The sequence below is a fragment of the Eubacterium maltosivorans genome (assembly GCF_002441855.2).
Lineage (GTDB): Bacteria > Bacillota > Clostridia > Eubacteriales > Eubacteriaceae > Eubacterium > Eubacterium maltosivorans.
This window is the reverse complement of sequence record NZ_CP029487.1, coordinates 3,008,474-3,032,795: the sequence shown is the minus strand read 5'-3', so window position 1 is coordinate 3,032,795 and position 24,322 is coordinate 3,008,474. Positions and strand designations below refer to the sequence as shown.

The window sequence follows — 24,322 nt, the reverse complement described above, 5'->3', positions numbered from 1 at the left end:
ATTATACCATATTTTCCCCTATCACCCTATAAAAAGGGGGTGCGAACTTCATTTCTCCTAAATCTTATACCATAAAAATACACTTTGGAAACCATAATTTCAAAATTTTTCAAAAAAAAGAAAAGCCCCGGCGTTTGGGACTTTTCCAAAAAAGGGAGGGTTTTTCAGCCTCGCTGACTGAAAAGAGGATTTAATGACACCTGTCTGATGGAACAGGCATTATGAGATTTAATTAAATACGAATGATAAGGCGACCGTCCTTAAATTCCATAAAAAAATCCCTCTCGGATTCAGAGAGGGATGAACGAACACAGTATAATCTGGATGGTAAAGGTTTTGTTTCGTTTCTTAAGCACTCTAAATCGGAGTCTTTTAAGAACCAATCACTATGTCGGTCTTCTGGCTCAGCAATATCATCTTTCCGCCTTCCCATCATCATTGACAGTGGCTTTTTCAGAAAGCATTTTGCATTACAGCTGCGATTACAGCAAGGGACTCTCACCCTTTTCCCACTACATAGGATCATTCAATATTTAATTAACTTCATCATACGCCCTTTAGGCGGCTTTGTCAACAACTTCTTTTGAAATATTTACGATTTTTCAGACGGCCCTTTCCGGCCGCCAGCCGCCTTTATAATAATAGAGCAAAAGCACTGCTCCGGTCACGATCCAGGTCAGCGGATAGCTCAGGTAGATCATGCGCGCATCGTGTACAAACCTCAGGGTGGTAAAAATCCAGCTCAGCCGCAGGCCGCACATGCACACCAGAGTGATGACCATGGGGATGACCGTAGCCCCGGCCCCCCGAAGAACGCCCACAAACACCTGATCGGCAGCGTAAATGCCATAAAGGGGCACCACGGTGTACAACTGGCGCATGCCGTTTAAAACCACTGCCTCGTCCGAGGTAAACATGCCCAGGATCAGCCGGGCGTTCAGAATAATCATTACGCCCAGGCCAATGGTCACACCAACGCACAGCAGCAGGCAGACGTTCTTGCCTTTTACCACCCGCTCCCAGCGCCCTGCGCCCATATTTTGGCCCACGAAGTTGGAGATGGCCAGACAGAAGGCGTCAATGGGCATAAAGAGAAACCCGTCAATCTTCATATAAGCGGTAAACCCAGCCATGACCTCCAGCCCAAAGGTGTTAATCTGGGACTGGACCACCACATTGGAGAAACAGACCAGCACAGACTGCAGCCCGGCGGGCAGGCCGATACGCACAATATCTCTGAGTGTCTGGACGTAAAAACGGATTCTCGCTGGCCGCAGCCGATAGATGGGGTCGGCCCTCAGCAGGATAATGACAATGAGCACAGCGGCGGCCAGCTGGGCCAGGGCAGTGGCCAGCGCAGCTCCGGCAACGCCCATGCCCAGCGGCCCTACAAAGAGCAGATCAAGCCCGATATTTAGCACCACCGTGACCACCAGACAGGCCAGCGGGGTTTTGGAATCGCCCACAGCACGCAGGACGCCGCTGCCAATATTGTAAAGGGTCATGGGTATCATGCCCAGAAAATAGATGCGGATATAGGGTATGGCGTATGCCAGCCCAACCTCGGGAATGTTCATCATCCGCAGCATAGCCGGCGCAAAGGCCAGACCCAGAACAGTGAGGACAAGGCCGGATACTAGGCTCAGGGCTACGGCGGTGTGCACAGCTTCCTGCACTTTATCGTATTTCCGGCTGCCAAAAAACTGTGAAATCAGCACGCTGGCCCCGATAGACAGGCCGATAAAAAAATAGATCATAAAGGTGATGAGCAAACTGCTCGCGCCTACAGCTGCCAGCGCGTCTGCGCCCACCAAACGGCCGACAATCACGGCGTCAGCTGTATTGTACAGCTGTTGGCAGAGGTTTGAGAACATAAGGGGCAGGGCGAACAGCAGCAGCTGCCGCCCAATCCTGCCCTCGGTCATCTGGCCCTTTAACGGGATTTCACGGGTTTTTTCCATAGGGTTTTCCTTAATTAATAGAGATGGCAGGCCACCTGGTGGCCTGGCGCCACGTCCTTCAGGACGGGCTTGTTCGTTTTGCAGACCGGCATACATTTTTGACATCGCCCGGCAAAGGGACAGCCCGGCGGTAAATCCAGCGGGCTCGGCGGGTCACCGTCAATGGTTTCGATCTTTTGACAGCAGTCCATGTGCAGTGAAAACACAGACCCCAGCAGCGCCTGGGTATAGGGGTGCATGGCGGCTTCGCACAGCTGCCCGCCTGGCACGGTCTCCACGATATTGCCCAGATACATGACGGCCAGCCGGTGGCTCAGGCTCTGGACCAGGGCCATATCGTGGCAGATAAAGAGCATGGCAATGTTTTTTTCCCGTTGAAGCCGGGTGAGCAGCGCCACGATTTTCTTCTGAATGGAAACATCCAGGGCCGAGGTGGCCTCGTCGCAGACCAGCACCTCCGGGTTCAGTGCCAGCGCTCTGGCAATACCTACCCGCTGAAGCTGGCCGCCGCTCATGTTGTGGGGATAGCGGCTCATAAAATCCGCGTCCAGCTCGACCATCTCAAGCAGGGCCGCGGCCTTTTCCATCCGCTGTTTCCGGGTAATCATGCCAAAATTCATGAGTGGCTCGGTAATGATGTCGCCCACCCGCATCTTTGGACTGAAAGAGGCGGCAGGATCCTGAAATACCATCTGGATATGCCGGCGGTTCTGCCGGGCCGCTTCGCCCGAGAATCCGGCGATATCCTTTCCTCTAAAGTATATCGCACCCGAGGTAGGCTTTTCAAGCTGAACCAGCATTTTAACAAAGGTGCTTTTTCCGCAGCCACTCTCTCCCACAATGCCCAGGGTCTCGCCGCACCGCGCTGTCAGGCTGACGCTGTCGCAGGCCTTGAGCGTGCGCCCGCCTGGGGCGTGGAAGCATTTGGTCAGCTCTCTGGTTTCCAGGACAATTTCATGTTTTTCAGACAAAACGCGCACCTCCCAGCTCCGGCACTGCGGCCACCAGCTCTTTCGTATAATTTTGTTTCGGGTGAAAGATCACCTCTTCCCGGGTGCCGCTCTCCACGATCTGTCCGGCCTGCATGACAATGATCCGGTCCGCCATATACGCGGCCACCCCCAGGTTGTGCGTGACGATCATGATCCCTGTGCCAAAGTCCTGGCGCAGAGCCATCATCTGGCGCACGATCTGGGCCTGGGTGGTCACGTCCAGGGCGCTGGTGGGCTCGTCGGCCAGCAGCAGATCGGGCTCAAACACCATGGCCATGGCAATGCCCACCCGCTGCCGCATGCCGCCGCTTAGCTGAAAGGGATAGCTGTCCATAATATTTTCTGCGTCGGGCAGGCGCATGCGCGTCAGCATTTCAACGGCCCGAGCCCGGGCAGCGTCCTTTGAAACGGCCTTATGGGTCTGGATAAAATCCACAAACTGCCGGCCGATTCTGCGGATGGGGTTGAGCATGCTGCCGCTGTCCTGAAAAATCATGGCGATGCGGCTGCCCCGCAGGGCCCGCCAGGCTTCCGGGCTTTTTTCCAACAGGGGCTCCTCCTCAAAAAGGAGCTCTCCGCCGGTAACCCGCCCGCTTCCTGGCAGCAGGCCGAGAATGGAGCGGATCACCGTGGTTTTTCCGCTTCCGCTCTCTCCCACAACGCTGATGATCTCATGTCTTTTCATGTGCAGGTCAAAGTGTGCCACAGCTGGCGGCTTCTCACCGTACTGGACGCTCATGTCCCGGATTTTCAGCATCTTTTTCTCCTCTCGTTATCGTGTTTTCCTACTGTACTGGTTTGATTTCCTTGGTCAGCCAATAGTAATCCGCTGGCAGCATCTCAACACCGGTAATCTTCTTGCTGGAAATAATGTTGGTTTCTGGATAAGCATAGAAAATGCTGGCCGCGTCGTTCATGATAAGCTGCTGGGCCGTAATGACCAGATCCTGCCGTTTGGCCGTGTCAAACTCGGTGGACAGCTGGTCTAAGACCGCGTCGACCTCAGGGTTGCTGTAACCGGCCGTATTGGCGTTTTTGTTTTCATCGGTATGGGTTTTCCAGTATTCTTTCAGGTAGTTTTCCGGGTCGCCGGTGTTGGCGGTGATGACGTTCCAGATTAACAGATCGTACTCGCCGTTTTCCTGCATATCCAGCAAAGTGGTGTATTCGTAGGTCTCGACCTTGACGTCAATGCCGATTTCCTTCAGGTTGGCCTGGGTAGCAGTGGCCAGGATAGGCAGCTCTGCGCGGCTGTCGTAAATAACGTACTGGAGCGTCAGGTTCTGTCCGTCCTTTTCCACAATACCGTCGCCGTTGGTGTCCGCATAGCCTGCCTCGGCCAGCAGCTGTCTGGCGCTCTCCAGATTATAGGCGTTTTCATCCTTCAGGGTGTTAAAACCGTAATCCAGAGACGGCGGAATCGGGGCTTTTCCGGCCTCAAAGGTGCCGTGGAGCAGATTATCCGCGTAGGTCTGGCGGTCCAGGGCACGGATCACCGCCTGGCGCACCTTCAAATCGGCCAGTGCTCCGCGCTGATTCATAAAAGAAAGCACGGTCCGCAGCGACGCGATGCTGTTGATGTCAAACTGATCGTTGCCCTCAAACAGGGATAAATCGCTGCTGCTGATGTTGACGGCCATATCTACCTCGCCCGACTGCAGGGCCATAGCGCGGGTGTTGGCGTCATCAATAACCTGGATGTTCACTTCACTGTAGGGGACCTCACCATCCCAGTAATTTTCATTTCTTGCCACCACACATTTTTCCTTGTCAAAGGATTTAACCGCGTAAGGCCCTGTGCAGATCGGCCCGTCCGTGGCAAAGGCCGTGGTGTCCACAGTGGTATCCACGATCAAAAACAGCGGGTCGGCCAGGCAGCCAGGCAGCCCCGGTGTCGGATTTTTTGTCTTGATCACCAGGTTTGATCCGTCCGCCGTCATGGCGTCGTACTGGAAAAAGTCTGAGCTGGCGCGTTTGCTCATCTCAAAGGTCCGCTCCAGCGATGTCTTGACCAGGTCAGCGGTCAAGGCTGTACCGTTAGAAAATTTGACGCCGTCGCGTATTTTAAAGGTCCAGGTCAGGTTATCGCTGCCCAATTCCCAGCTTTCTGCCAGCCAGGGCTCTGCGCCCATCTCCTCGTTGAATTTTACCAGTGTTTCACCCACGCCATAACGCATGACCACCCAGCTGAAATACTGCTCGGTGGGCTCAAGCGTATCTGCAAAGCTCGTCACTCCAATGTTTAGCTGATCTGAGGCCCCCGAAGATCCTCCGCTGCTACCGCAGCCCGATAACCCCGTTGCCGTCATGGCCAGAATCGCCACTGCCAATAACAGTTTCTTAAATTTACTCATTTTGTCTCCTCTCATATTCATATGAAAATTAAAATAAAAACGTTGTTTGCTCCGCAGGCCCGCTGCCCTAATCCTGACGTGGGTCCAGTATATCCCGGAGCCCGTCGCCCATCAGGTTAAACACCGAAACCACCATAAAAATAGCGATACCGGGGAACAGCATAAGCCAGGGCGCGGTCTGCAGATACTGCCGCCCCTCGTTAAGCATCAAGCCCCATTCCGGCGTGGGCGGCTGTGCCCCCAGCCCCAGAAAGGAGAGGGCCGCCAGTTCAAGCATCATGGTGCCCACATCCATGGCCGCGGTCACAATCATGGTCGGAATGATGTTCGGTACGACGTAACCGCCCAGTACCCGGCCGGTCCGCGCCCCAGTAACCACCGCCGCGGAGATGTACACGCTGTTTTTGATCTTGAGTACCAGGCTGCGGCTCAGACGGGCGTATTTTGTCCAGCTCACCACTGCCAGGGCAATGACCGTGTTAAAGAGGCTCGGCCCCAGCATCCCGGCAATGGCAATGGCCAGAACCATGCCCGGAAAAGAGATCATCATATCTGATATCCGCATGATCACCGCGTCCACCGCACCGCCGAAATAACCGGCTGCCATCCCGAGAAACGTGCCGGCCGCAAAGACAATAACTACCAGCGTCAATGTCATTTCCAGCGACGCCCGCGTCCCGTAGATAATTCTGGACAGCTCACAGCGGCCCAGCTGGTCTGTGCCGCAGGGGTACTCCGCCGACGGCGGCCTGAGAGCGTTCTGCATAATGGTCTCATAGGGATCATGGGGCGCGATCCACGGCGCAAACACCGCGATCAGAACAATCACCACCGCCAGAATCCCGCAGATAGCAAAAAGCCTGTTCTGTCTGAAAAAAGCTTTCATTTACGCTTTTACCGCCTTTCTTCTCACTTCCCGGTCCAGCCCCCGCAGCCTCGGGTCCAGATAACCGTAGGAGAAATCCACCAGCAGATTGATGACCATGTAAATCAGGGCGATCCAGATCACATAGCCCTGAACCAACGGATAGTCCCGGGCTGCAATGGCGTTCACAGCCATTTTGCCCAGGCCGGGCCAGGAGAAAATAATTTCCACCACCGCTGTACCGCCGAGCAGCGAACCCAGGGACAGGCCCAGCAGGGTCACCAGCGGCAGCATGGCGTTTGGCAGCACCTCCCGCCACAATATGGCCGATTCCTTAAGGCCCCGGGCCCTGGCCCCAGCCACATAATCCTGCCGTAACTCCTCCAGTACAGCGGTGCGCACCTGTCTTGTGTATTTGGCCGACATGGCAATGGCCAGTGTGACTGCGGGCAGTACCAGCTTCATAAAGCCTGTGCCCGAGGTGGCGATGGGAAACCAGTTCAGCTTAAGGCCAAACACGTACAGAAGCACCAGGCCGATCCAGAAGCCTGGAAAGGATACACCGATAAAGGACAATCCCCGTACCAGGTAATCCGGAAATCGATTCTGGTACACGGCTGCCAGAATCCCCAGGGGAATGGAGATCACAAGCATCAGAATAAGCGACGCGGCCGCCAGCTCCAGCGTCGGGCCAAGGCAGTTAAGCAGTACCGCGCTCACTGGCGTTTTCGAGGAATAAGACGTCCCCATATCCCCGGCCACAAAGCCCTTAAGCCAGTTGCCATACTGCACCAGAAACGGGTCATTGAGGCCCATCTCCTCCCGGGTTTCCGCTAGCAGCTCCTCAGACGGCGGCGTGCCGCCGGCCACCAGCATCAGCTCGGCCGGGTCACCGGGAGATAAATAGGTCAGGCAAAAGGTCAGAAAGCTGATGCCAAAAAGCACCAGTACGATTTGCAGCAAACGGTTAACAAGCTGTTTCGTGTTCAATAAAGAAATCCTCCTCTGTCAAAATGGCAATACGGGTAACAATCCGAAACGGAGAATAAAAGGGAAAGGGCATGAAAATCATTAAAAAAACAGCCCAGACGGCTGAATGAAAACAAAGCCCTCCTATCTACCGTAAGATTACTGAAAACAACAATACAAGCAGGTCTCCTGACTTAAGTTCTTCGTCTGTCCACGCCTTCCCAAGGCTGCGCCTCAGTGACATCTTGCGGACAACTCCCTATTACAGTGACGGGATCGTACCGGATTCGCACCGGTTTCTCTTTTAATCCCCGATCGGGAACTTGTATTTGGCATGATTAAATTTTTTAAACAAATATTTCACTGTGGTAAACTGTGAAATTGCTTAAATTATACTGGACTTTCACGCACTTGTCCAGTCTTTTTTAAAAATAAAAGCATTAAATTTAAACGGATACCCCCACCCGGTATGTTTTTTACTTTTATTTTTTTCTGCTTGACATTGGTTTTCGCCATGCCTTATACTCAAGGCAATCGGCTTAAATTAAAATTATTTCAAAAGTGAAAGGAGTCCGCAATGGAAAACAACCTATCAATCGGCACACTGACCGCCTCCCCCGGCGAGAAAATCCAGGGCATGCTGCCCATCCCGCACACAGAAATCGAGGTTCCCGTCACCCTGGTCAACGGCACGGGTGATGGAAAAACCGTCCTCATCACCAGCGGTATCCACAGCTGCGAATACGTCGGCATCGAGGCTGCTATCCAGCTGGCCGGCGAGCTTGACCCCGAAAATGTAAACGGAAGCCTGATCCTCATACACCCGGTCAATGTCCCCGGGTTCGAGTCCCGCTATCCAACGCTTATGCCTGGAGACAACAAAAACCTCAACCGCGTTTTTCCAGGCAGCCAGGAGGGCACCCCTGCCGACCGTGTCGCGCATTTTTTTGAGTACAGCCTTTATTCCCAGATTGATTTCTACATTGACCTGCACTGCGGCGAGATTTTTGAAGACCTGACCCCTTACGTGTATTACGTAGGCGCGGCAGACGAGACCGTGTCCAGGGCTGCCCGGCAGGCCGCCCTTCACGTCGACGTGCCCTATATGGTCAAATCCACTGCCACCACCGGGGCTTACAATTACGCCGGCGTTCTTGGCATTCCCAGTATCCTGCTGGAGCGCGGCTGCGCAGGGCGTTTTACCCAGGAAGAAGTGAACGCGGATAAAAAGGATGTCATCAATATTCTGAAGCACCTGGGCGTGCTGCCTGGCGCACCCGAGCTGCGGCACCGCCCTGTGGATTTAACCGATCTGGTCTACCTCATGCCCAAGCGCCACGGTCTCTGGTATCCCGATGTAAAGGTGGGCGAGCTCATCGCCAAAGGCCAGCGCCTCGGTGAGGTCAGGGATTACTTCGGCAAAACGCTTGACACCTACCACGCCGAATACGATGGTGTTGTCCTCTACCAGTCCGCCACCCTCTGGACCGATGATTTCTGTGAGCTTATCACCTACGGCAAATTTGCGGAAACGACGGGAATGACGCGTTAATTTTTGCTTTTACCCCTTGACAAACCTCCTCAGGACAGTTAATATTAACATATGAACAACAATTCATATGTTTTATTCATCATATTTTAATCTAACTTTCCGAGGAGGCCATTATGGCAACAAAAACTTATATACTTGAGCACCTGGGGTGTGCTGACTGCGCTTCAAAAATCGAGCGCAAAATCGCAGCCCTGCCCGGTGTCAGCGAGGCTAACATCGTCTACGCGACCAAACAGCTCCGCCTCACCGCCGAAGACCCAGACGGGCTTTTGCCGGAAATGCAGAAAATCGCAGTTTCCTATGAGCCGGATATTCTCATTACTGAGCGGAAGCGCCGTTCACTGAAAAAAGCACCTGTGGCCGCCGGACGTGCTCCTCACGATCACAAGGAGCATCATCACCACGACGCGGCATGTGCCTGCGGGCACGACCATCATGATCACAAGGAGCATCATCACCACGACGCGGCATGTGCCTGCGGGCACGACCATCATGATCACGAGGAGCATTACCACCATGACGCGGCATGTGCCTGCGGACACGACCATCATGATCACGAGGAGCACCACGGACATTACCATGTTCCCGGCCATCCGGCGGACTGCCAGTGTGAGCTCTGCCGCCACGGCGAGGAATACTGTGACATCTGCGGTGAGAGTCTGGCTAACTGCACCTGTAAAATGCCAGACGCAGACATAGAAAAAGCGTTTTTCATTCTTGAGAATCTTGGATGTGCCAACTGCGCTGCCAAAATAGAGCACAAAATCAAAGAGCTGCCTGGTGTCGAGTATGCCACTATCACCTACGCCACTAAGCAGCTGCGCCTGTCTGCGGATAACGCCGCTGCCCTGCTGCCGGACATTCAGCAGATCTGCGCCGCCATCGAGCCGGACGTCAAAGTCATTCCCCGCAAAAAGACAGTGGGGAAGGGTGCCACAAAGGTTTATACCCTTGAAAACCTGGGCTGCGCCAACTGCGCTGCCAAAATGGAGGCCAAAATCAACGCCCTGGACGGCGTCACCAACGCCACAATCACCTATGCCACTAAGCAGTTGAAGGTTACAGGGAGAGATCCAGACAGCTTGCTCCCCCAGTTTCGTGACATCTGCCAGTCCATCGAATCGGATGTTCAGGTTATTCCGAGGGAAATCCGTCAAAAGGCTGCTGCCCAAAAACCCCAGGTCCTTTCTGCCAAACCCGAAAAAAAGAAAATGTCGGCTGAGACCAAAACCCTCATCGGCATCATTATCGGCGCGGCGCTGTTTGTCATCGGGGAGATCATGGAGCGTACCCTGCCTCCAGTTTACAATATTCCGGTTTTCGTATTGGCCTACATCATCCTCGGCGGACGTATTGTCATTACAGCGGTCAAAAACCTCATGAAGGGTCAGGTCTTTGATGAGAACTTCCTGATGAGTGTGGCCACACTGGCGGCCTTCGCCATTCAGGATTACCCTGAAGCAGTGGGCGTTATGCTGTTTTACCGTGTCGGCGAATACTTTGAAGACCGCGCGGTTGAAAAGAGCCGCAGCCAGATCATGAACGCGGTGGATATGCGCCCCGAAGTCGTCAATCTGCTGGTCGGCGACGAGGTGCGGGTCATCGACGCTGAGGATGCCGCCATCGGTGACATTCTTCTGGTGCGCCCCGGCGACCGTATTCCCCTGGACGGTGTCATTGTCGAGGGGGAAAGCCGAATCGATACCTCCCCTGTGACGGGCGAGCCTGTTCCGGTCAAGGCCGGCTATGGCGACGAGGTGGTTTCGGGCTGTGTCAACACCTCTGGCCTCTTAAAAATGCGGGTTGAAAAAGTGCTGGAAGAATCCATGGTCACCCGTATTCTGGACTCTGTGGAAAACGCGGCGGCCAGCAAGCCGAAAATCGACCGGTTCATCACCCGTTTCTCACGTATTTATACCCCCTTCGTAGTTGGCCTGGCCATCCTGACTGCTGTGGTTCCGTCCCTTGTGACCGGAGACTGGTATTACTGGATTTACACAGCCATCACCTTCCTGGTCATCAGCTGCCCCTGCGCGCTGGTGCTCAGCGTACCTCTGGCCTTCTTCTCAGGCATCGGCGCCGGCTCCAAACGGGGCATTCTGTTTAAAGGCGGCGTTTCCATCGAAGGGATTAAGAACATCGCGGCTGTGGTCATGGATAAAACAGGCACCATCACCGAGGGCAACTTCGTTGTACAGCAGGCCATCCCGACAAGCGGCGTGGATGAAGCTAAGCTTCTGGCTCTGGCGGCCAGCTGTGAGCTCACCTCCACTCACCCTATTGGCAACAGCATTGTAACTGCCGCCGAGGAACGGGGGCTTTCCGTGGAACGTCCGGCTTCCGCCAGGGAAATCGCTGGAAAAGGTATTGAAGCGATTTTAAGTGACGGTACGGTGCTCTGCGGCAACCGCTCGCTGCTCGAATCTCAGAACGTTGACCTGGACGGCTATAAAAATGATCATTATGGCACCGAGGTGCTTCTGGCCCTGGATGGCAAATTCATCGGCTATCTGGTCATCTCAGACACCATTAAGGCCGACGCGGTAGACGCCATCGCCAAGATCAAGCGCCTTGGCATCCGCACTGCCATGCTTACCGGCGACGCCCAGGAAAGCGCTGAGGTGGTCGCAAAGGCGACAGGCATCGATGAAGTTCATGCCAAGCTTCTGCCCGAGGACAAGCTCAGCGAGCTCCAGGCCATCCGTAAAGCCCAGGGCGGCGTGATGTTTGTCGGCGACGGCATCAACGACGCGCCAGTACTGGCCGGCGCCGATGTCGGAGCAGCCATGGGAAGCGGTGCCGATGCAGCCATCGAGGCGGCAGACGTTGTGTTCATGAATTCCAGCGTCGAGGCCATTCCACAGGCCATCGAGATCGGCCGCAAAACCAGCCGTATCGCCTGGCAGAACGTGGTCTTTGCCCTGATCATCAAAGCACTGGTCATGGTTCTGGGCCTGATGGGTTTTGCCAACATGTGGATGGCTGTCTTTGCCGATACCGGCGTTGCCATTCTCTGTGTGCTCAATTCCATCCGTATTTTATATAAAAAATAAAAGGCATTAAAAAAATCCCGGCTTTCCTTTTCCGAAAGTCGGGATTTTTAATATCTTCTTTTATTTTAGCAGAACGCCGCCGCAGTAGGGACACTGGTTTTTATCCACCGGTGAAAACTCACCGCAGATAATACACAGGATTTCATCATCCTCTGTCTTGTCATACTTTTCAGGTATTTCATAACCGGCATGATGGCGTACCAGCTCGCCTTTCTTAAAATACTGGGTAAAGTCCATCTCCGGATGGCCTTTAAAAACATAAGTCATCTCTCTGCTGCCCTTTTTTATAACAAAAGTGTGGTAAGAATAATGTTTCCTGCTCTCTGAGTCCTCCGCATTTTTTCGAACTACCCGTCTGAGAGATTTAAGTTCCCCGTCAAAGGTTTTATCTTTGGAAAACAGGCTGCCTTTTTTGAAATAGGTCTTAGCCCGAGCGGAGAAGCCTGTCTCTATATTATTTTTTGCGTCTCTCATTCGCCTTACACCTCCCGATAGACACTCCAATGCTCCATTTAAATTAATATTTCTCTCATTTTTGGTATTTTACCACTTTATTTTTTCTGTTACAAGCAAGTGCTAAAATTTTAATTATTATTAAAGCTTCCTTACCTTCATCATTCCTTTAAAATTAATAAAAAATACCCTCTCAAAAATAAAGGGTATCTTTTGCCGTTAATAAATATTAAAGGCCCTTTATATTTCAAAGGGCCTTTACGGAGGCCGGATTTATGGGTAAACCGGGTTCCGCGATGGGTTTTATTCTTCTACAGCCGGCACTTCGTCCTTAGGATATTTTTTCTTCATATAAATCTGAGTGGCGATGCAGCCGCCGATGGCGATCACCGCGCTGACGGTCAGGCAAATGAAAATATAGGTGTAGCCCTGAACCGCATACTTGTCAATGAAGCTGCCAAACAGCTGATGCATAAAGCTTTCTGGCAGAAAACCGATGACGGACAAAAGCCCGGAGGCCGCGCCAAAGATATGGGCTGGCACATGGGTTTCCGTTAAAACAGAGGAGGCCACGCCGTAAGCGCCGTTGGCCAGGAAACCCAATACCAGGGTGATGACAATGGCGACCATCATAAAGCTTGCCGTCTGAGGTAAAACCAGATAAGCGAAACAGCAGATCGCGCTGGCCGCCATAACCACCAGAATGGTTTTGGAGGGTGAGTTGACCTTTTTGGCGATCCCGCCCAGCAGCGGCGCGGAGATGATGGCAATCCCATAGTAACGGATCATCCCGACAATGCTGACCAGCGTTAACGGCGCAAGGAACGCGTCGGTGAGATACGGGGTGGTGTAGTTCATGCCCATGTAGACAATCATGACAAAGAACAGGGTGCCGCTGGCCAGCCAGACGCCCGGATGCTTCAAGGCCTGAATAAACTGGCTGATATCAAATTTTTTATCCGGATCATTGCTGACCTCATCTTTAAAATGCGGTACGGCAAAGAACGAAATAATCCCCAAAACTAAAATAACAGAAGCAAGGAAAATAAGTGCAGCGCTGACGCCGACACGATAGTCGGGCATTGCGTTAAATAAAGCCAGGGTAACAGCGTTGATGGCCAGGCCGCCAAGACCATACAATGCGTAGCTCACACCGACAACAGCCGGATAATCGGCTTCGGCCGCGGCAAAACGCAGTAATTTATAACGACATCCCCAGAAAATGAGGATAGTCGTCACTGCCAGTATGGCAAAAATCAAGACCAGAACCGGGTAGGACGGCAGGGACGCGTACCAGTACACCACTGCCGCGGTACTGATAAATCCGCCGGCCGCCATGGTTCTCAGCCTCAGCTTATCCGCAATGATACCGCATGGAATATAGAGAATCGTCGCCATGATGCCATACATTCCGGACAAAAATCCAAGTTGCGCGTTGGTAATGTTAAGCCCCATCAAAAGCGGTTCATAAAATACATTTTTCAAATAAATCGGAACATAGATAATGCCGCTGCCCGCGCCGGACAAAAAGATGAGCAGCGCGCGCCTGAATTTGGACAATTGTTTGTAGGTAATCTCTTGTTTTTTCATCTTTGCTTGACACGGCCAAAGGGCCGGGCCTGCCCCCTTTACAGAATAAAAATCATATAAAACCAAATCCGGCTTAGCTTACTTCTTAAAAACCGCCGGATTTTACATCAAGTTATATCCCATAGATTTTAGAAGCGGACTGGCAGAGCACCTGCTTTGCCAATCCGCTGAATTCTTTGTTGGTATGCCGTTTTATTTGATCTTGAATTTTTCCGGAAGGTGTTCGTTCAGCAGGTCCTTCTGGGCCTTTGTCATATCCGGTAATTCGAAGCTGTCGATTCTTTCTTTGTAGACTTTGTAAGCGCGTTCTTCGATCGGCGGGGTTGCTGCACGGCCTTCTTCGTTGCAGGTGCCGCGGTTGAATACGGGGCTGGTGAGGTAGGTTTCTTCGCGGTAGTCTTTGGGGGTTCTGCCCTTCAGGTATACGCCGCGTGGCCCAACCTTTTTGATCAGCTCGACGTTGGCTTTCTTTTCGGAGATGGCCACGCCGTCGTGGAGCCGTTTCATGTAGCGCAGCATTTCTTCGTCCATCATGAATTTCGGGAAGCTGAGCAGGTTGAAGTTGGACAGGTCGCCGGAGGCATGGGGCAGGATGCAGGCGTTGGACAGGGCCACGGCCAGGGCGCCCAGGGTGCTTTCTACGCCGGCCTGGTAGTCGTAGGTGAAGCCGTCGGCCAGGGCGCCGGAGCAGCGGACGGGGATGCGGTAGTAATCGCCCATGGCGATGTGCCCGGACATGATCATCAGGAATTCGGGTGCGCCGGTCATCAGCCGGACTTCACGCATATCGGATACGGATGAGAATGGGCTTAAGATCACCGGTAAGCCGGGTTCGATCAGCTGGATCATCACGGCGACGGCCAGCATGTTGGCGAAGTCGGCGACGATGGAGCCCATCAGTGACGGCGGCGCGGTCATATTGGTCATGGAGCAGGTGGTGATGGTGATCGGCTGTTTTTCTTCGGCGAAGGCGAAGTAGTGTTCCAGCGCGTCGGTCCCGACGGTCAGCGGCGGCAGCACGCACATGCCGGAGTAGCAGACGTAATCGTCGAAGTTATCCATGTATTTCTTGATCAGCTGAACGCATTCCCGCGCGCCTTCTCGGGCGTTGCCGCGTTTGTAGTTGTGCGGGGTGATCCCTAAGATATTGTACATGGGCTTTCTGGAATATTTTGCCATCATGGCCATCTGGGCCAGGGCGGATTCGGTCGGGCAGTTCTCAAAGCCTGGGATATCGGCGGCTACCTGGCTGGAGATGCCGTAAACATCGCTGGTGTTGATGATTTTGTAGAAGTTTTCCAGATCGTCTGCGTTGGTCTGGCGGTAGTTGCCGTCCCAGTCTTCCAGGTTCGGGCAGCCGTTGGTCGGCGCGACCACTAAGCCTTTGCCGATTCCGATTTCCAGCTTGCTTTCTGGTCCCACAATTTCAAATGATTCCGGGATGGTGCTCAATGCTTTGTTGAGTAATTCCTCTGGAATGAATACCAGGTCTCCCTCAACCCGGGCGCCGTGTTTCTTGAACAGTTCCAGTGCTTCTTCGTATTCAAACTTTACGCCAACTTCGTTGAATACTCTCAACACGCTCTCGTGTATCAGTTCGATATCTTCCTTTGAATAAAATGTGTCAAATAAGTTTCCTTTTAACATAACCCTTCTCCTCGTTCTTTTATTTTTTCTTAGCTAGCTTATGCCTTTATACTAATGCAAGTCCTGTGCCAACTTTTTGCTTTTTCATTTTCAGCATAATTCTGCCATTATTTACGATTTCTATCTATTTTTTCTTTGTCAATTTTGAGAAACCTCCGTTATTTTTCTTATATTTAATAATTTTGCAATTTCGCATAAGATTCGCTATAATAAGGGGAGAAATTTCCTTGAGGAGGAATCACCATGAGTTCAATTGACCGCTACAGTGAATATTTTCAGCAATATCTGCGATCCTTATCAAAAGATACCTATATTGATATTTTAGAACACTGCTTTGCCGAAATTACCGTCACCGATGCCGAAGGCTATGTGATCTACGCCAATCCAGCCAGCCTGCAGTACCACGGCATGTCCCCGGAGGATATGTGTAAGCTTAATTTTTTCACTTCCTTTAACGGACTGTGGACCCCGCCGTCTGTGGATTACGCCATCGAAAATAAACGGACCGTTTTTGCCAGGCAGCGGTATCTGATGACCAACGAAACCCATATCACCATCACTACCCCTATATATGATAAGAATGAGAAGCTCGTCATGGTTGTCTTTACTTCCTTCAAGGAAAAACCCATCAGTTCCTTTGACCTGGACTGCGAAAAAAATGAATCCAACGAAAAAGCAAAATACAGCAGCAGTGAGGAAACTAAGGAAAGCAACAACATTGTCGGCCGCAGCTACAATCTTTACGCCACCCTCAATAAACTGCGAAAGGGCGCAAAATCAGATATTCCCGTCCTTCTCCTCGGTGAAAGTGGCGTCGGGAAAAGTCTTTTTGCCAAATACATTCACGATTCCAGCCTGCGCAGTGACAGACCCTTTGTCTCCATTAACTGTGCCTCCATCCCCGATAACCTCATCGAAAGCGAACTTTTTGGCTATGTTCCCTACGCTTTCACCGGCGCCAGCCCAAAAGGTAAAAAGGGCCTGGTGGAGCTGGCAGACGGCGGCACCCTGTTTCTTGATGAAATCGGCGAGCTCCAGCCAAACATTCAGGTAAAGCTTCTGGATTTTCTCGAAAACCAGCGTTTCACCTCTGTCGGCGGTCTGGAAATCAAAACCGTGGATACCCGTATCATCACCGCCACCAATAAAAACCTCCAGAAACTCGTTCAGAAAAACAAATTTCGTGAGGATCTGTTCTGGCGTATCAACGGCATTACCCAGACTATCCCATCTCTCAGAGACCGTCGTAGCGACATTTTACCCATTGCCCAGTACTATCTGAATAAGCACAATAAAAAATACGACAAAGACAAAATGTTTGCAAGCCCGGTTATTGAGGCACTTATCCAATATGACTGGCCTGGCAACGTCCGCCAGTTGAAAAACGCAGTGGAATATATGGCAGTCATGAGTATCGGAAATATTGTCAGCACTGACAAGCTACCTGAACAAATTCTCGATTTTCTCAAGAAAAATCAGACAAAAAAGAAAACCGTTATTTTTGATGATATGGTTGAGGAATACAAACGTGAAATTATCCAGAGCTATTATAAAAGCTATTCTAACGTCAATGAGATGGCCTCGGCTCTGGGGCTCAGCCAGGCGACCGCTTACCGCCTGGTCAGCAAATATGTGGACAAAGGCAATAAAAAAGAAAAAAGCAAAGAATCAAAAGAATGATTCTTTGCTTTTTTCTTCTATAATTCAATGCTGATAATGTCCGGGTCGTCCTTAAACAGCGTCAGCAGCTGTTCTGTCTGATAATTTTCAGGCAGCTTTACATAAAGCTCCATGGAAATACAATCTTCCGCATTCCGCTTGATTTTAAAATTAATAATTTCCACGCATTCTCTGGTGATTTTTTCTTTAAAACGCTCCAGAGCTGCTTCATCCGGTACCAGATGCACATGGATCATCTCGCCAACATAAACGTTAAGCCACCGGAAATTCTTATGCAAAATAATCTGAAGAAGAATAATCAACAAAGCCGATGCCACTCCAATAAAGTAAAGTCCGGCACCAATAGCCATACCAATGCCCGAGGTCGCCCAAATTCCAGCTGCTGTCGTCAGTCCGCTGACAGACTGCTTATGTACAAAAATAATCCCTGCGCCCAAAAAACCAACACCGGTGACGATCTGTGCTGCGATTCGTGAAGGATCCAGCGCAACACCATCCTGCCCGATAATATCTGAAAAGCCATATTTTGAAACAACCATCATCAACGCCGCCCCCAGAGCGACGATCAGATGTGTTCTTATCCCCGCTTCCTTCAAGCGGTTTTGCCGTTCATAACCAATGACAGCGCCGCATATCCCTGCAACAACCACTCGAGCAAATAATTCCATTTCCCACAACAGCATCATAATCATCTCCTTTATATTAACTAAAAAAGACTTCACCTGATCTTATTATAGAACTTTTTTATTGAAGAAATCTAAAATAAAAAAAGACCCCGCGATGTCCTATCCTCCCAGGCAGTTGCCCACCAAGTACTTTCAGCGCTGAAGGACTTTACTTCTGTGTTCGGTATGTTAACAGGTGTTTCCCCTTCGCCATCATCACGAGATCAATCTTGTGTTTTTATTCAGTTATAAGGATCGTATTTTTCAAAACAAAGCTTCCTATCTGTTCAAGATGCTTTTCTTTGAAAAATGCGTTCGCTTTTGTACCTTTGCTTCGCTTGCGCTCAGCTGCATACCAAAGCCTTTCATGCTTTGGACAAAAGTGTTGGTCACTCAAAACAACATAAAGGAAAAGAGTTTTTCAAAATGTCTTGATGGGATCAAGACCTCGGCCGATTAGTACTGGTCAGCTCCATACATTGCTGCACTTCCACCTCCAGCCTATCTACCTGGTCGTCTTCCAGAGGCCTTACTTCTTTCGAATGAGATATCTTATCTTAAGGGGGGCTTCGTGCTTAGATGCCTTCAGCACTTATCCCTTCCAAACTTAGCTACCCAGCGATGCTCCTGGCGGAACAACTGGTGCACCAGCGGTTTGTCCATTCCGGTCCTCTCGTACTAGGAACAGCTCCTTTCAAATATCTTACGCCCACGACGGATAGGGACCGAACTGTCTCACGACGTTCTGAACCCAGCTCGCGTGCCTCTTTAATGGGCGAACAGCCCAACCCTTGGGACCTGCTTCAGCCCCAGGATGAGACGAGCCGACATCGAGGTGCCAAACCTCCCCGTCGATGTGGACTCTTGGGGGAGATAAGCCTGTTATCCCCGAGGTAGCTTTTATCCGTTGAGCGATGGCCCTTCCACTCGGAACCACCGGATCACTAAGCCCGACTTTCGTCTCTGCTCGAGATGTCTCTCTCGCAGTCAATCACCCTTCTGCCTTTGCACTCTTACAGATGGTTTCCAACCATCCTGAGGGTAACTTTGGGCGCCTCCGATACTTTTTAGGAGGCGACCGCCCCAGTCAAACTGCCCATCTGACACTGTCCGCTTGCCGGTTGACGGCAACGCGTTAGAATTCCAATATAACAAGAGTGGTATCCCAACAATGGCTCGGCACACACTGGCGTGCATGCTTCTCTGCCTCCCACCTATCCTGTACATGTTATATCAAAACTCAATGCCAGACTACAGTAAAGCTCTACGGGGTCTTTCCGTCCTGTCGCGGGTAACTCGCATCTTCACGAGTACTACAATTTCACCGGGTGTGTTGTCGAGACAGCGCTCAAATCGTTACGCCTTTCGTGCGGGTCAGAACTTACCTGACAAGGAATTTCGCTACCTTAGGACCGTTATAGTTACGGCCGCCGTTTACTGGGGCTTAAGTTCGCACCTTCGCTTGCGCTAAGCACTCCCCTTAACCTTCCAGCACCGGGCAGGCGTCAGCCCCTATACGTCATCTTTCGATTTAGCAGAGACCTGTGTTTTTGCTAAACAGTCGCTTGAGCCTCTTCTCTGCGGCCCCCGAGGGGGCACTCCTTCTCCCGAAGTTACGGAGTCATTTTGCCGAGTTCCTTAACAACACTTCTCCCGCTCATCTTAGGATTCTCTCCTCGCCTACCTGTGTCGGTTTACGGTACGGGTACCTCTTTGCTCGATAGAAGCTTTTCTTGACAGCGTGAAATCGGCGACTTCCCTACTTATTTTTCGTTCCGCATCACAGCTTGACCTTGGGGAAAAAGGGATTTGCCTCTCTTTCCAGTCTCACTGCTTGCCCCGGCTCTTCCAATGGCCGGGTTCGCTTATCCTTCTGTGTCACTCCATCTCTCAAACGCATTGAGGTAGTACTGGAATTTCAACCAGTTGTCCATCGCCTACGTCGTTCGACCTCGGCTTAGGCCCCGACTAACCCTGAGCGGACGAGCCTTCCTCAGGAAACCTTGGGCTTTCGATGGTGAAGATTCTCACTTCACTTTCGCTACTCATGCCAACATTCTCTCTTCTCTTAAGTCCACTGAACCTTTCGATTAAGCTTCGCCCCTAAGAGATTGCTCCCCTACCACTGTACCTTACGGCACAATCCATCGCTTCGGTGCCTGATTTTAGCCCCGTTCATTTTCGGCGCACCACCACTCGACCAGTGAGCTATTACGCACTCTTTAAATGTATGGCTGCTTCTAAGCCAACATCCTGGTTGTTTGTGCAGTGACACATCCTTTCCCACTTAATCAGTACTTGGGGACCTTAGCGGATGGTCTGGGCTGTTTCCCTTTTGACAATGAAACTTATCTCCCACTGTCTGACTGCCCTGTTAAAATGGACGGCATTCGGAGTTTGATATGGTTCGGTAAGCTTGACGCCCCCTACCCAATTCAGTGCTCTACCTCCGTCATTCATCACAGAACGCTAGCCCTAAAGCTATTTCGGGGAGAACCAGCTATCTCCGTGTTCGATTGGAATTTCACCCCTATCCACAACTCATCCAAGCCTTTTTCAACAGACACTGGTTCGGGCCTCCACTTGGTTTTACCCAAGCTTCACCCTGGTCATGGATAGATCACACGGTTTCGGGTCTACAGCATGCAACTCGTCGCCCTCTTAAGACTCGCTTTCGCTTCGGCTCCGCACCTGAAGTGCTTAACCTCGCTACATACCGTAACTCGTTGGCCCGTTCTACAAAAAGCACACTGTCACTTGCGCTCCAGCTGCTTGTAAGCACAGGGTTTCAGTTTCTATTTCACTCCCCTCCCGGGGTTCTTTTCACCTTTCCCTCACGGTACTTTCCGCTATCGGTCACTGGGTAGTATTTAGCCTTGGGGGGTGGGCCCCCCATCTTCCCACAGGGTTTCACGTGTCCCGTGGTACTCGTTGAATCTCCTCATTTCGGCTTTTCGCTTACGCGCGTCTTACGCTCTTTGCGGGGCCTTCCCATGCCCTTCTGCTAAACGGAAATGATTGTTGGATTCTGGGCTTTTCCTCGTTCGCTCGCCGCTACTTAAGGAATCGATGTTTCTTTCTTTTCCTCCGGGTACTAAGATGTTTCAGTTCCCCGGGTTCCCTCCGTTATGCTATGGATTCACTTAACGGTGACGGTTCTTCTAACCGCCGGGTTTCCCCATTCGGACATCCACGTCTCGTCGGATATGTGCTCCTAAACGTGGCTTTTCGCAGCTTGTCGCGTCCTTCTTCGGCTCCCAGTGCCAAGGCATTCGCCCTGTGCTCTTTGTTTCTTGATCTCCACGAATGCTTTCGCATTTCGTTTTTCTTTTGTTCTCTTTCTGAGCTCAAAAGAATGTTGTTTTTTGAAATTGCATTTATTAAGAAGTTTTACTTTGTTTAATATTTGCTCTTTACTCTTTTTTCTTTATGTTGTTTTCAATGACCATTGTATGACTTTGGGTCATACAAAAGAAAATAGTACCATGACTTCCTGTTCCCTAGAAAGGAGGTGATCCAGCCGCACCTTCCGATACGGCTACCTTGTTACGACTTCACCCCAATTACTAGCCCCACCTTCGACCGCTGAGTCCTTACGGTTCTCTCACGGGCTTCGGGTGTTGCCAACTCTCGTGGTGTGACGGGCGGTGTGTACAAGACCCGGGAACGCATTCACCGCGGCATTCTGATCCGCGATTACTAGCAACTCCAACTTCATGCAGGCGAGTTGCAGCCTGCAATCCGAACTGGGATCTGTTTTAAGGGATTTGCTTCACCTCGCGGTTTCGCGGCCCTCTGTTCAGACCATTGTAGCACGTGTGTAGCCCAGGTCATAAGGGGCATGATGATTTGACGTCATCCCCACCTTCCTCCGTATTGTCTACGGCAGTCCCTCTAGAGTGCCCAACTCAATGCTGGCAACTAAAGGCAGGGGTTGCGCTCGTTGCGGGACTTAACCCAACATCTCACGACACGAGCTGACGACAACCATGCACCACCTGTCTCTCTGTTCCCGAAGGAAACGTCCCATCTCTGGGATTGTCAGAGGATGTCAAGACCTGGTAAGGTTCTTCGCGTTGCTTCGAATTAAACCACATGCTCCGCTGCTTGTGCGGGTCCCCGTCAATTCCTTTGAGTTTCAACCTTGCGGTCGTACTCCCCAGGCGGAATGCTTATTGTGTTAACTGCGGCACTGAGTTTCCCCAACACCTAGCATTCATCGTTTACGGCGTGGACTACCAGGGTATCTAATCCTGTTCGCTCCCCACGCTTTCGCACCTCAGCGTCAGTATTTGTCCAGCAAGCCGCCTTCGCCACTGGTGTTCCTCCTAATATCTACGCATTTCACCGCTACACTAGGAATTCCACTTGCCTCTCCAATACTCAAGTCTGACAGTTTCAAATGCACGTCACCGGTTGAGCCGGTACCTTTCACATCTGACTTATCAGACCGCCTACGCGCCCTTTACGCCCAGTCATTCCGGACAACGCTTGTCCCCTACGTATTACCGCGGCTGCTGGCACGTAGTTAGCCGGGACTTCCTCATTGGGTACCGTCATGTTTTCTTCCCCAATAACAGAGCTTTACGATCCGAAAACCTTCTTCACTCACGCGGTATTGCTGCGTCAGGGTTGCCCCCATTGCGCAATATTCCCCACTGCTGCCTCCCGTAGGAGTCTGGACCGTGTCTCAGTTCCAGTGTGACCGTTCGCCCTCTCAGACCGGTTACCCATCGTCGCCTTGGTGGGCTGTTATCTCACCAACTAGCTAATGGGACGCGGGTCCATCCTATGGCACCGGAGTTTTCATGAAATGACCATGCGATCTCTCCATAATATAAGGCTTTACTCCCAGTTTCCCGAGGCTATTCCTTTCCATAGGGCAGGTTACCCACGCGTTACTCACCCGTTCGCCACTTTCCAATCACTTATTCCCCCGAAGGTTCTTAACTGATCTTCTCGTTCGACTTGCATGTGTTAAGCATACCGCCAGCGTTCGTCCTGAGCCAGGATCAAACTCTCAATAAAAAGTTTATCGTTTGCCTTTCGGCTTCTTGATCTGGTTCATGTGATGATTTTTTTGAAGTGTTCATCGCACTTGCGTTTTTTATCCTTTGCTGATTTCCATCAGCTGGAATTTCAGGTTTTATGGTACTATTCTCTTTTCTATGACCCTTTTTTTCTTTCGACAATCATCCGATTGCTGCGTTGCCCGTTTTCTCTTGTTCGGTCACATACATCGGTATGCTCCCTCACGCGTTCAAACGTGCGCCTTGCACTCCGCTGATTCTCTTCAGAAAATTTTAAGTTTATGTTCGACTTTCTCAAGCGAACTTCTTTATTATACCGCGTCGTTCTTATTCTGTCAAGCACTTTTTAAAATTTATTTTTTAAATTTTCTCAAGTGCTGGACTGAAAGCCCTGCGGTGCTGTGCTCTCCGAGACAGCTTAATTAGTATACCCCGTTCTTTACCCTTTGTCAAGCGCTTTTAACATTTATTTTTATCTTTTTTGTTTTTATTTTAACTTGGACATTTTAAAAAGCAGACGCTCGATGGCGTCTGCTTTTTTCTACATTATATAGAGCTTATAATTTGCTCCGGTAAAGCTGGATACCGTCCAATCCCCAGATCTTTTCAGAGAAGGCGCCTGGCTCTATACTGTTCTGAATTTTTTCCATGGTATTCATGCGGGCGTCAATGATGTCGATATGGTGAAGCAGCTCGGCTTCTGGAAACATCGGTTTTTTAGGGCTTCCGTATTCGGCTTCATAATGATGCGAAAGAATCATATGCTTTAAAAGCAGTAGGACTTCCTCGCTGATGCCAAGTTTTTGTCCGTATTGGTCGATTTCCACGATTTCTGTAACGATATGTCCTAACAGCTTGCCTTCTTCGGTATAATCGCTGACAGAGCCGTTTTCATCGGATTCCATCTCGGTAATCTTGCCGATATCGTGCAGAATAATACCTGAATACAGTAAATCTGCGTTAAGAAACGGGTAGAGTGGTGTCAGACTTTTTCCAATTTGCAGCATGGAATAGGTGTGATAAAGCAGCCCGCCCTTTAAGGCATGATGATTGGACTTGGCCGCCGGAAAGTAAGACAATATACTGGTCTTATCTTCAAAGATCGCTTTGGTCAGCTTCTTAATGTCTTCATTTGTAAAGGCGTCAATGGTTGTGTTGATTTCTTTAATCATATCATTGGTGTTTTTGGGGGCACACTCCACAAAATCATCGATGTTGACATCATCGCCCTCGTTAGCCAGCCGCATGCGGTTGGCAATAAGCTGGAGATGGCCGTTGTATTCCTGAACAGCACCCTTGATTTTCACAAGCTTACCGGTGATGAATTCTTCCTCATCGGCTTCTTTGACATCCCACATTTTTCCGTCAATTTCGTCAAAATTGGTGTCTGTGAGCTTCATATTAAAATAGCGGCTGCCGTTGGCAGCGGTTTTGGTTACCTGGGATTTGATAAAGAGGTAGCCTAAAAACGGCTGACCCTTTTGTAAATTTTTTATTTCCATTTTTTTCTC

At 50.9% G+C, this 24,322-nt stretch carries 15 protein-coding genes, 3 rRNA genes and 2 riboswitches; of the genes, 3 read left to right on the top strand and 15 right to left on the bottom strand.

All coding sequences use genetic code 11. The annotated features are described in order from the left end of the window. Nucleotides 1-372 precede the first annotated feature (372 nt). Nucleotides 373-535: riboswitch (cobalamin riboswitch) on the bottom strand. Between the two features lie 67 nt (nucleotides 536-602). The 7 genes from CPZ25_RS14115 to CPZ25_RS21030 all read right to left on the bottom strand — a co-directional run bounded on the left by CPZ25_RS14115 (nucleotide 603) and on the right by CPZ25_RS21030 (nucleotide 7,657). Continuing rightward, nucleotides 603-1,961, bottom strand: a complete 1,359-nt coding sequence (locus CPZ25_RS14115) for an MATE family efflux transporter (RefSeq protein WP_096919049.1) — start codon at nucleotides 1,959-1,961, stop codon at nucleotides 603-605. A gap of 14 nt (nucleotides 1,962-1,975) precedes the next feature. Further along, nucleotides 1,976-2,941 (bottom strand): oligopeptide/dipeptide ABC transporter ATP-binding protein, encoded by a 966-nt coding sequence (locus tag CPZ25_RS14110; protein WP_339622489.1) that lies wholly within the window; start codon nucleotides 2,939-2,941, stop codon nucleotides 1,976-1,978. Beyond that, a complete protein-coding gene (locus CPZ25_RS14105; protein ID WP_096919047.1) occupies nucleotides 2,925-3,710 on the bottom strand; it encodes an ABC transporter ATP-binding protein in 786 nt (261 codons plus the stop codon). Before CPZ25_RS14105 ends, CPZ25_RS14110 begins: the two co-directional genes overlap by 17 nt. 28 nt (nucleotides 3,711-3,738) lie before the next feature. Further along, on the bottom strand, nucleotides 3,739-5,307 hold the full coding sequence (locus CPZ25_RS14100) for an ABC transporter substrate-binding protein (RefSeq protein WP_096919046.1): 1,569 nt from the start codon (nucleotides 5,305-5,307) through the stop codon (nucleotides 3,739-3,741). 67 nt (nucleotides 5,308-5,374) lie between these two features. Further along, nucleotides 5,375-6,193 (bottom strand): nickel transporter permease, encoded by an 819-nt coding sequence (gene nikC / locus CPZ25_RS14095; protein ID WP_058696148.1) that lies wholly within the window; start codon nucleotides 6,191-6,193, stop codon nucleotides 5,375-5,377. Beyond that, on the bottom strand, nucleotides 6,194-7,162 hold the full coding sequence (nikB, locus tag CPZ25_RS14090) for a nickel ABC transporter permease (protein ID WP_058696149.1): 969 nt from the start codon (nucleotides 7,160-7,162) through the stop codon (nucleotides 6,194-6,196). Between the two features lie 141 nt (nucleotides 7,163-7,303). After that, nucleotides 7,304-7,483: riboswitch (cobalamin riboswitch) on the bottom strand. A 48-nt stretch (nucleotides 7,484-7,531) separates the two neighbouring features. Continuing rightward, nucleotides 7,532-7,657: a hypothetical protein gene (locus CPZ25_RS21030; protein ID WP_263422117.1), complete on the bottom strand. Its 126-nt coding sequence runs from the start codon at nucleotides 7,655-7,657 to the stop codon at nucleotides 7,532-7,534. A gap of 61 nt (nucleotides 7,658-7,718) precedes the next feature. Here CPZ25_RS21030 and CPZ25_RS14085 point away from each other — a divergent pair, with 61 nt between their 5' ends. Both CPZ25_RS14085 and CPZ25_RS14080 read left to right on the top strand, forming a co-directional pair. After that, entirely contained in the window at nucleotides 7,719-8,693 is a 975-nt protein-coding gene (locus CPZ25_RS14085) for a M14 family metallopeptidase (RefSeq protein ID WP_058696150.1), read from the top strand. Between the two features lie 113 nt (nucleotides 8,694-8,806). After that, nucleotides 8,807-11,746, top strand: coding sequence for a heavy metal translocating P-type ATPase (locus CPZ25_RS14080; RefSeq protein WP_096919045.1), 2,940 nt, complete (start codon nucleotides 8,807-8,809; stop codon nucleotides 11,744-11,746). Between the two features lie 60 nt (nucleotides 11,747-11,806). Here CPZ25_RS14080 and CPZ25_RS14075 read toward each other — a convergent pair whose 3' ends face one another. From CPZ25_RS14075 to CPZ25_RS14065, 3 genes are all read right to left on the bottom strand, one after another. Beyond that, nucleotides 11,807-12,220, bottom strand: a complete 414-nt coding sequence (locus CPZ25_RS14075; protein ID WP_058696151.1) for a hypothetical protein — start codon at nucleotides 12,218-12,220, stop codon at nucleotides 11,807-11,809. Between the two features lie 282 nt (nucleotides 12,221-12,502). Next, on the bottom strand, nucleotides 12,503-13,789 hold the full coding sequence (locus tag CPZ25_RS14070) for an MFS transporter (RefSeq protein WP_243129309.1): 1,287 nt from the start codon (nucleotides 13,787-13,789) through the stop codon (nucleotides 12,503-12,505). Between the two features lie 192 nt (nucleotides 13,790-13,981). Then, entirely contained in the window at nucleotides 13,982-15,436 is a 1,455-nt protein-coding gene (locus tag CPZ25_RS14065) for a trimethylamine methyltransferase family protein (protein ID WP_058696153.1), read from the bottom strand. A 243-nt stretch (nucleotides 15,437-15,679) separates the two neighbouring features. Between CPZ25_RS14065 and CPZ25_RS14060 the strand changes: the two genes are divergently transcribed. Next, entirely contained in the window at nucleotides 15,680-17,116 is a 1,437-nt protein-coding gene (locus CPZ25_RS14060) for a sigma-54 interaction domain-containing protein (protein ID WP_058696154.1), read from the top strand. 17 nt (nucleotides 17,117-17,133) lie between these two features. Here the strand turns inward: CPZ25_RS14060 and CPZ25_RS14055 are convergent, their stop codons facing one another. The 5 genes from CPZ25_RS14055 to CPZ25_RS14035 all read right to left on the bottom strand — a co-directional run bounded on the left by CPZ25_RS14055 (nucleotide 17,134) and on the right by CPZ25_RS14035 (nucleotide 24,313). Then, nucleotides 17,134-17,802, bottom strand: coding sequence for an MgtC/SapB family protein (locus CPZ25_RS14055; protein WP_243129308.1), 669 nt, complete (start codon nucleotides 17,800-17,802; stop codon nucleotides 17,134-17,136). Between the two features lie 86 nt (nucleotides 17,803-17,888). After that, nucleotides 17,889-18,005, bottom strand: a 5S ribosomal RNA gene (gene rrf, locus CPZ25_RS14050). Nucleotides 18,006-18,217: 212 nt separating this feature from the next. Continuing rightward, nucleotides 18,218-21,080: ribosomal RNA gene (locus CPZ25_RS14045) — 23S ribosomal RNA — on the bottom strand. A gap of 205 nt (nucleotides 21,081-21,285) precedes the next feature. Further along, nucleotides 21,286-22,809: ribosomal RNA gene (locus tag CPZ25_RS14040) — 16S ribosomal RNA — on the bottom strand. The 16S, 23S and 5S rRNA genes sit together here, the layout of an rRNA operon. Before the next feature lie 559 nt (nucleotides 22,810-23,368). After that, nucleotides 23,369-24,313 carry a 3'-5' exoribonuclease YhaM family protein gene (locus CPZ25_RS14035; RefSeq protein ID WP_058693115.1) on the bottom strand — a complete coding sequence of 315 codons (945 nt, stop codon included), beginning with the start codon at nucleotides 24,311-24,313 and terminating at the stop codon, nucleotides 23,369-23,371. Between the last annotated feature and the right edge of the window lie 9 nt (nucleotides 24,314-24,322).

Coding starts and splice junctions, on each gene's coding strand:
- CPZ25_RS14070 (WP_243129309.1), bottom strand. CDS start 13,789: ATGAAAAAACAAGAGATTACCTACAAACAATTGTCCAAATTCAGGCGC.
- CPZ25_RS21030 (WP_263422117.1), bottom strand. CDS start 7,657: ATGGCGAAAACCAATGTCAAGCAGAAAAAAATAAAAGTAAAAAACATA.
- CPZ25_RS14100 (WP_096919046.1), bottom strand. CDS start 5,307: ATGAGTAAATTTAAGAAACTGTTATTGGCAGTGGCGATTCTGGCCATG.
- CPZ25_RS14035 (WP_058693115.1), bottom strand. CDS start 24,313: ATGGAAATAAAAAATTTACAAAAGGGTCAGCCGTTTTTAGGCTACCTC.
- CPZ25_RS14075 (WP_058696151.1), bottom strand. CDS start 12,220: ATGAGAGACGCAAAAAATAATATAGAGACAGGCTTCTCCGCTCGGGCT.
- CPZ25_RS14085 (WP_058696150.1), top strand. CDS start 7,719: ATGGAAAACAACCTATCAATCGGCACACTGACCGCCTCCCCCGGCGAG.
- CPZ25_RS14065 (WP_058696153.1), bottom strand. CDS start 15,436: ATGTTAAAAGGAAACTTATTTGACACATTTTATTCAAAGGAAGATATC.
- CPZ25_RS14105 (WP_096919047.1), bottom strand. CDS start 3,710: ATGCTGAAAATCCGGGACATGAGCGTCCAGTACGGTGAGAAGCCGCCA.
- CPZ25_RS14115 (WP_096919049.1), bottom strand. CDS start 1,961: ATGGAAAAAACCCGTGAAATCCCGTTAAAGGGCCAGATGACCGAGGGC.
- CPZ25_RS14080 (WP_096919045.1), top strand. CDS start 8,807: ATGGCAACAAAAACTTATATACTTGAGCACCTGGGGTGTGCTGACTGC.
- CPZ25_RS14060 (WP_058696154.1), top strand. CDS start 15,680: ATGAGTTCAATTGACCGCTACAGTGAATATTTTCAGCAATATCTGCGA.
- nikC (WP_058696148.1), bottom strand. CDS start 6,193: ATGAAAGCTTTTTTCAGACAGAACAGGCTTTTTGCTATCTGCGGGATT.
- CPZ25_RS14055 (WP_243129308.1), bottom strand. CDS start 17,802: ATGATGCTGTTGTGGGAAATGGAATTATTTGCTCGAGTGGTTGTTGCA.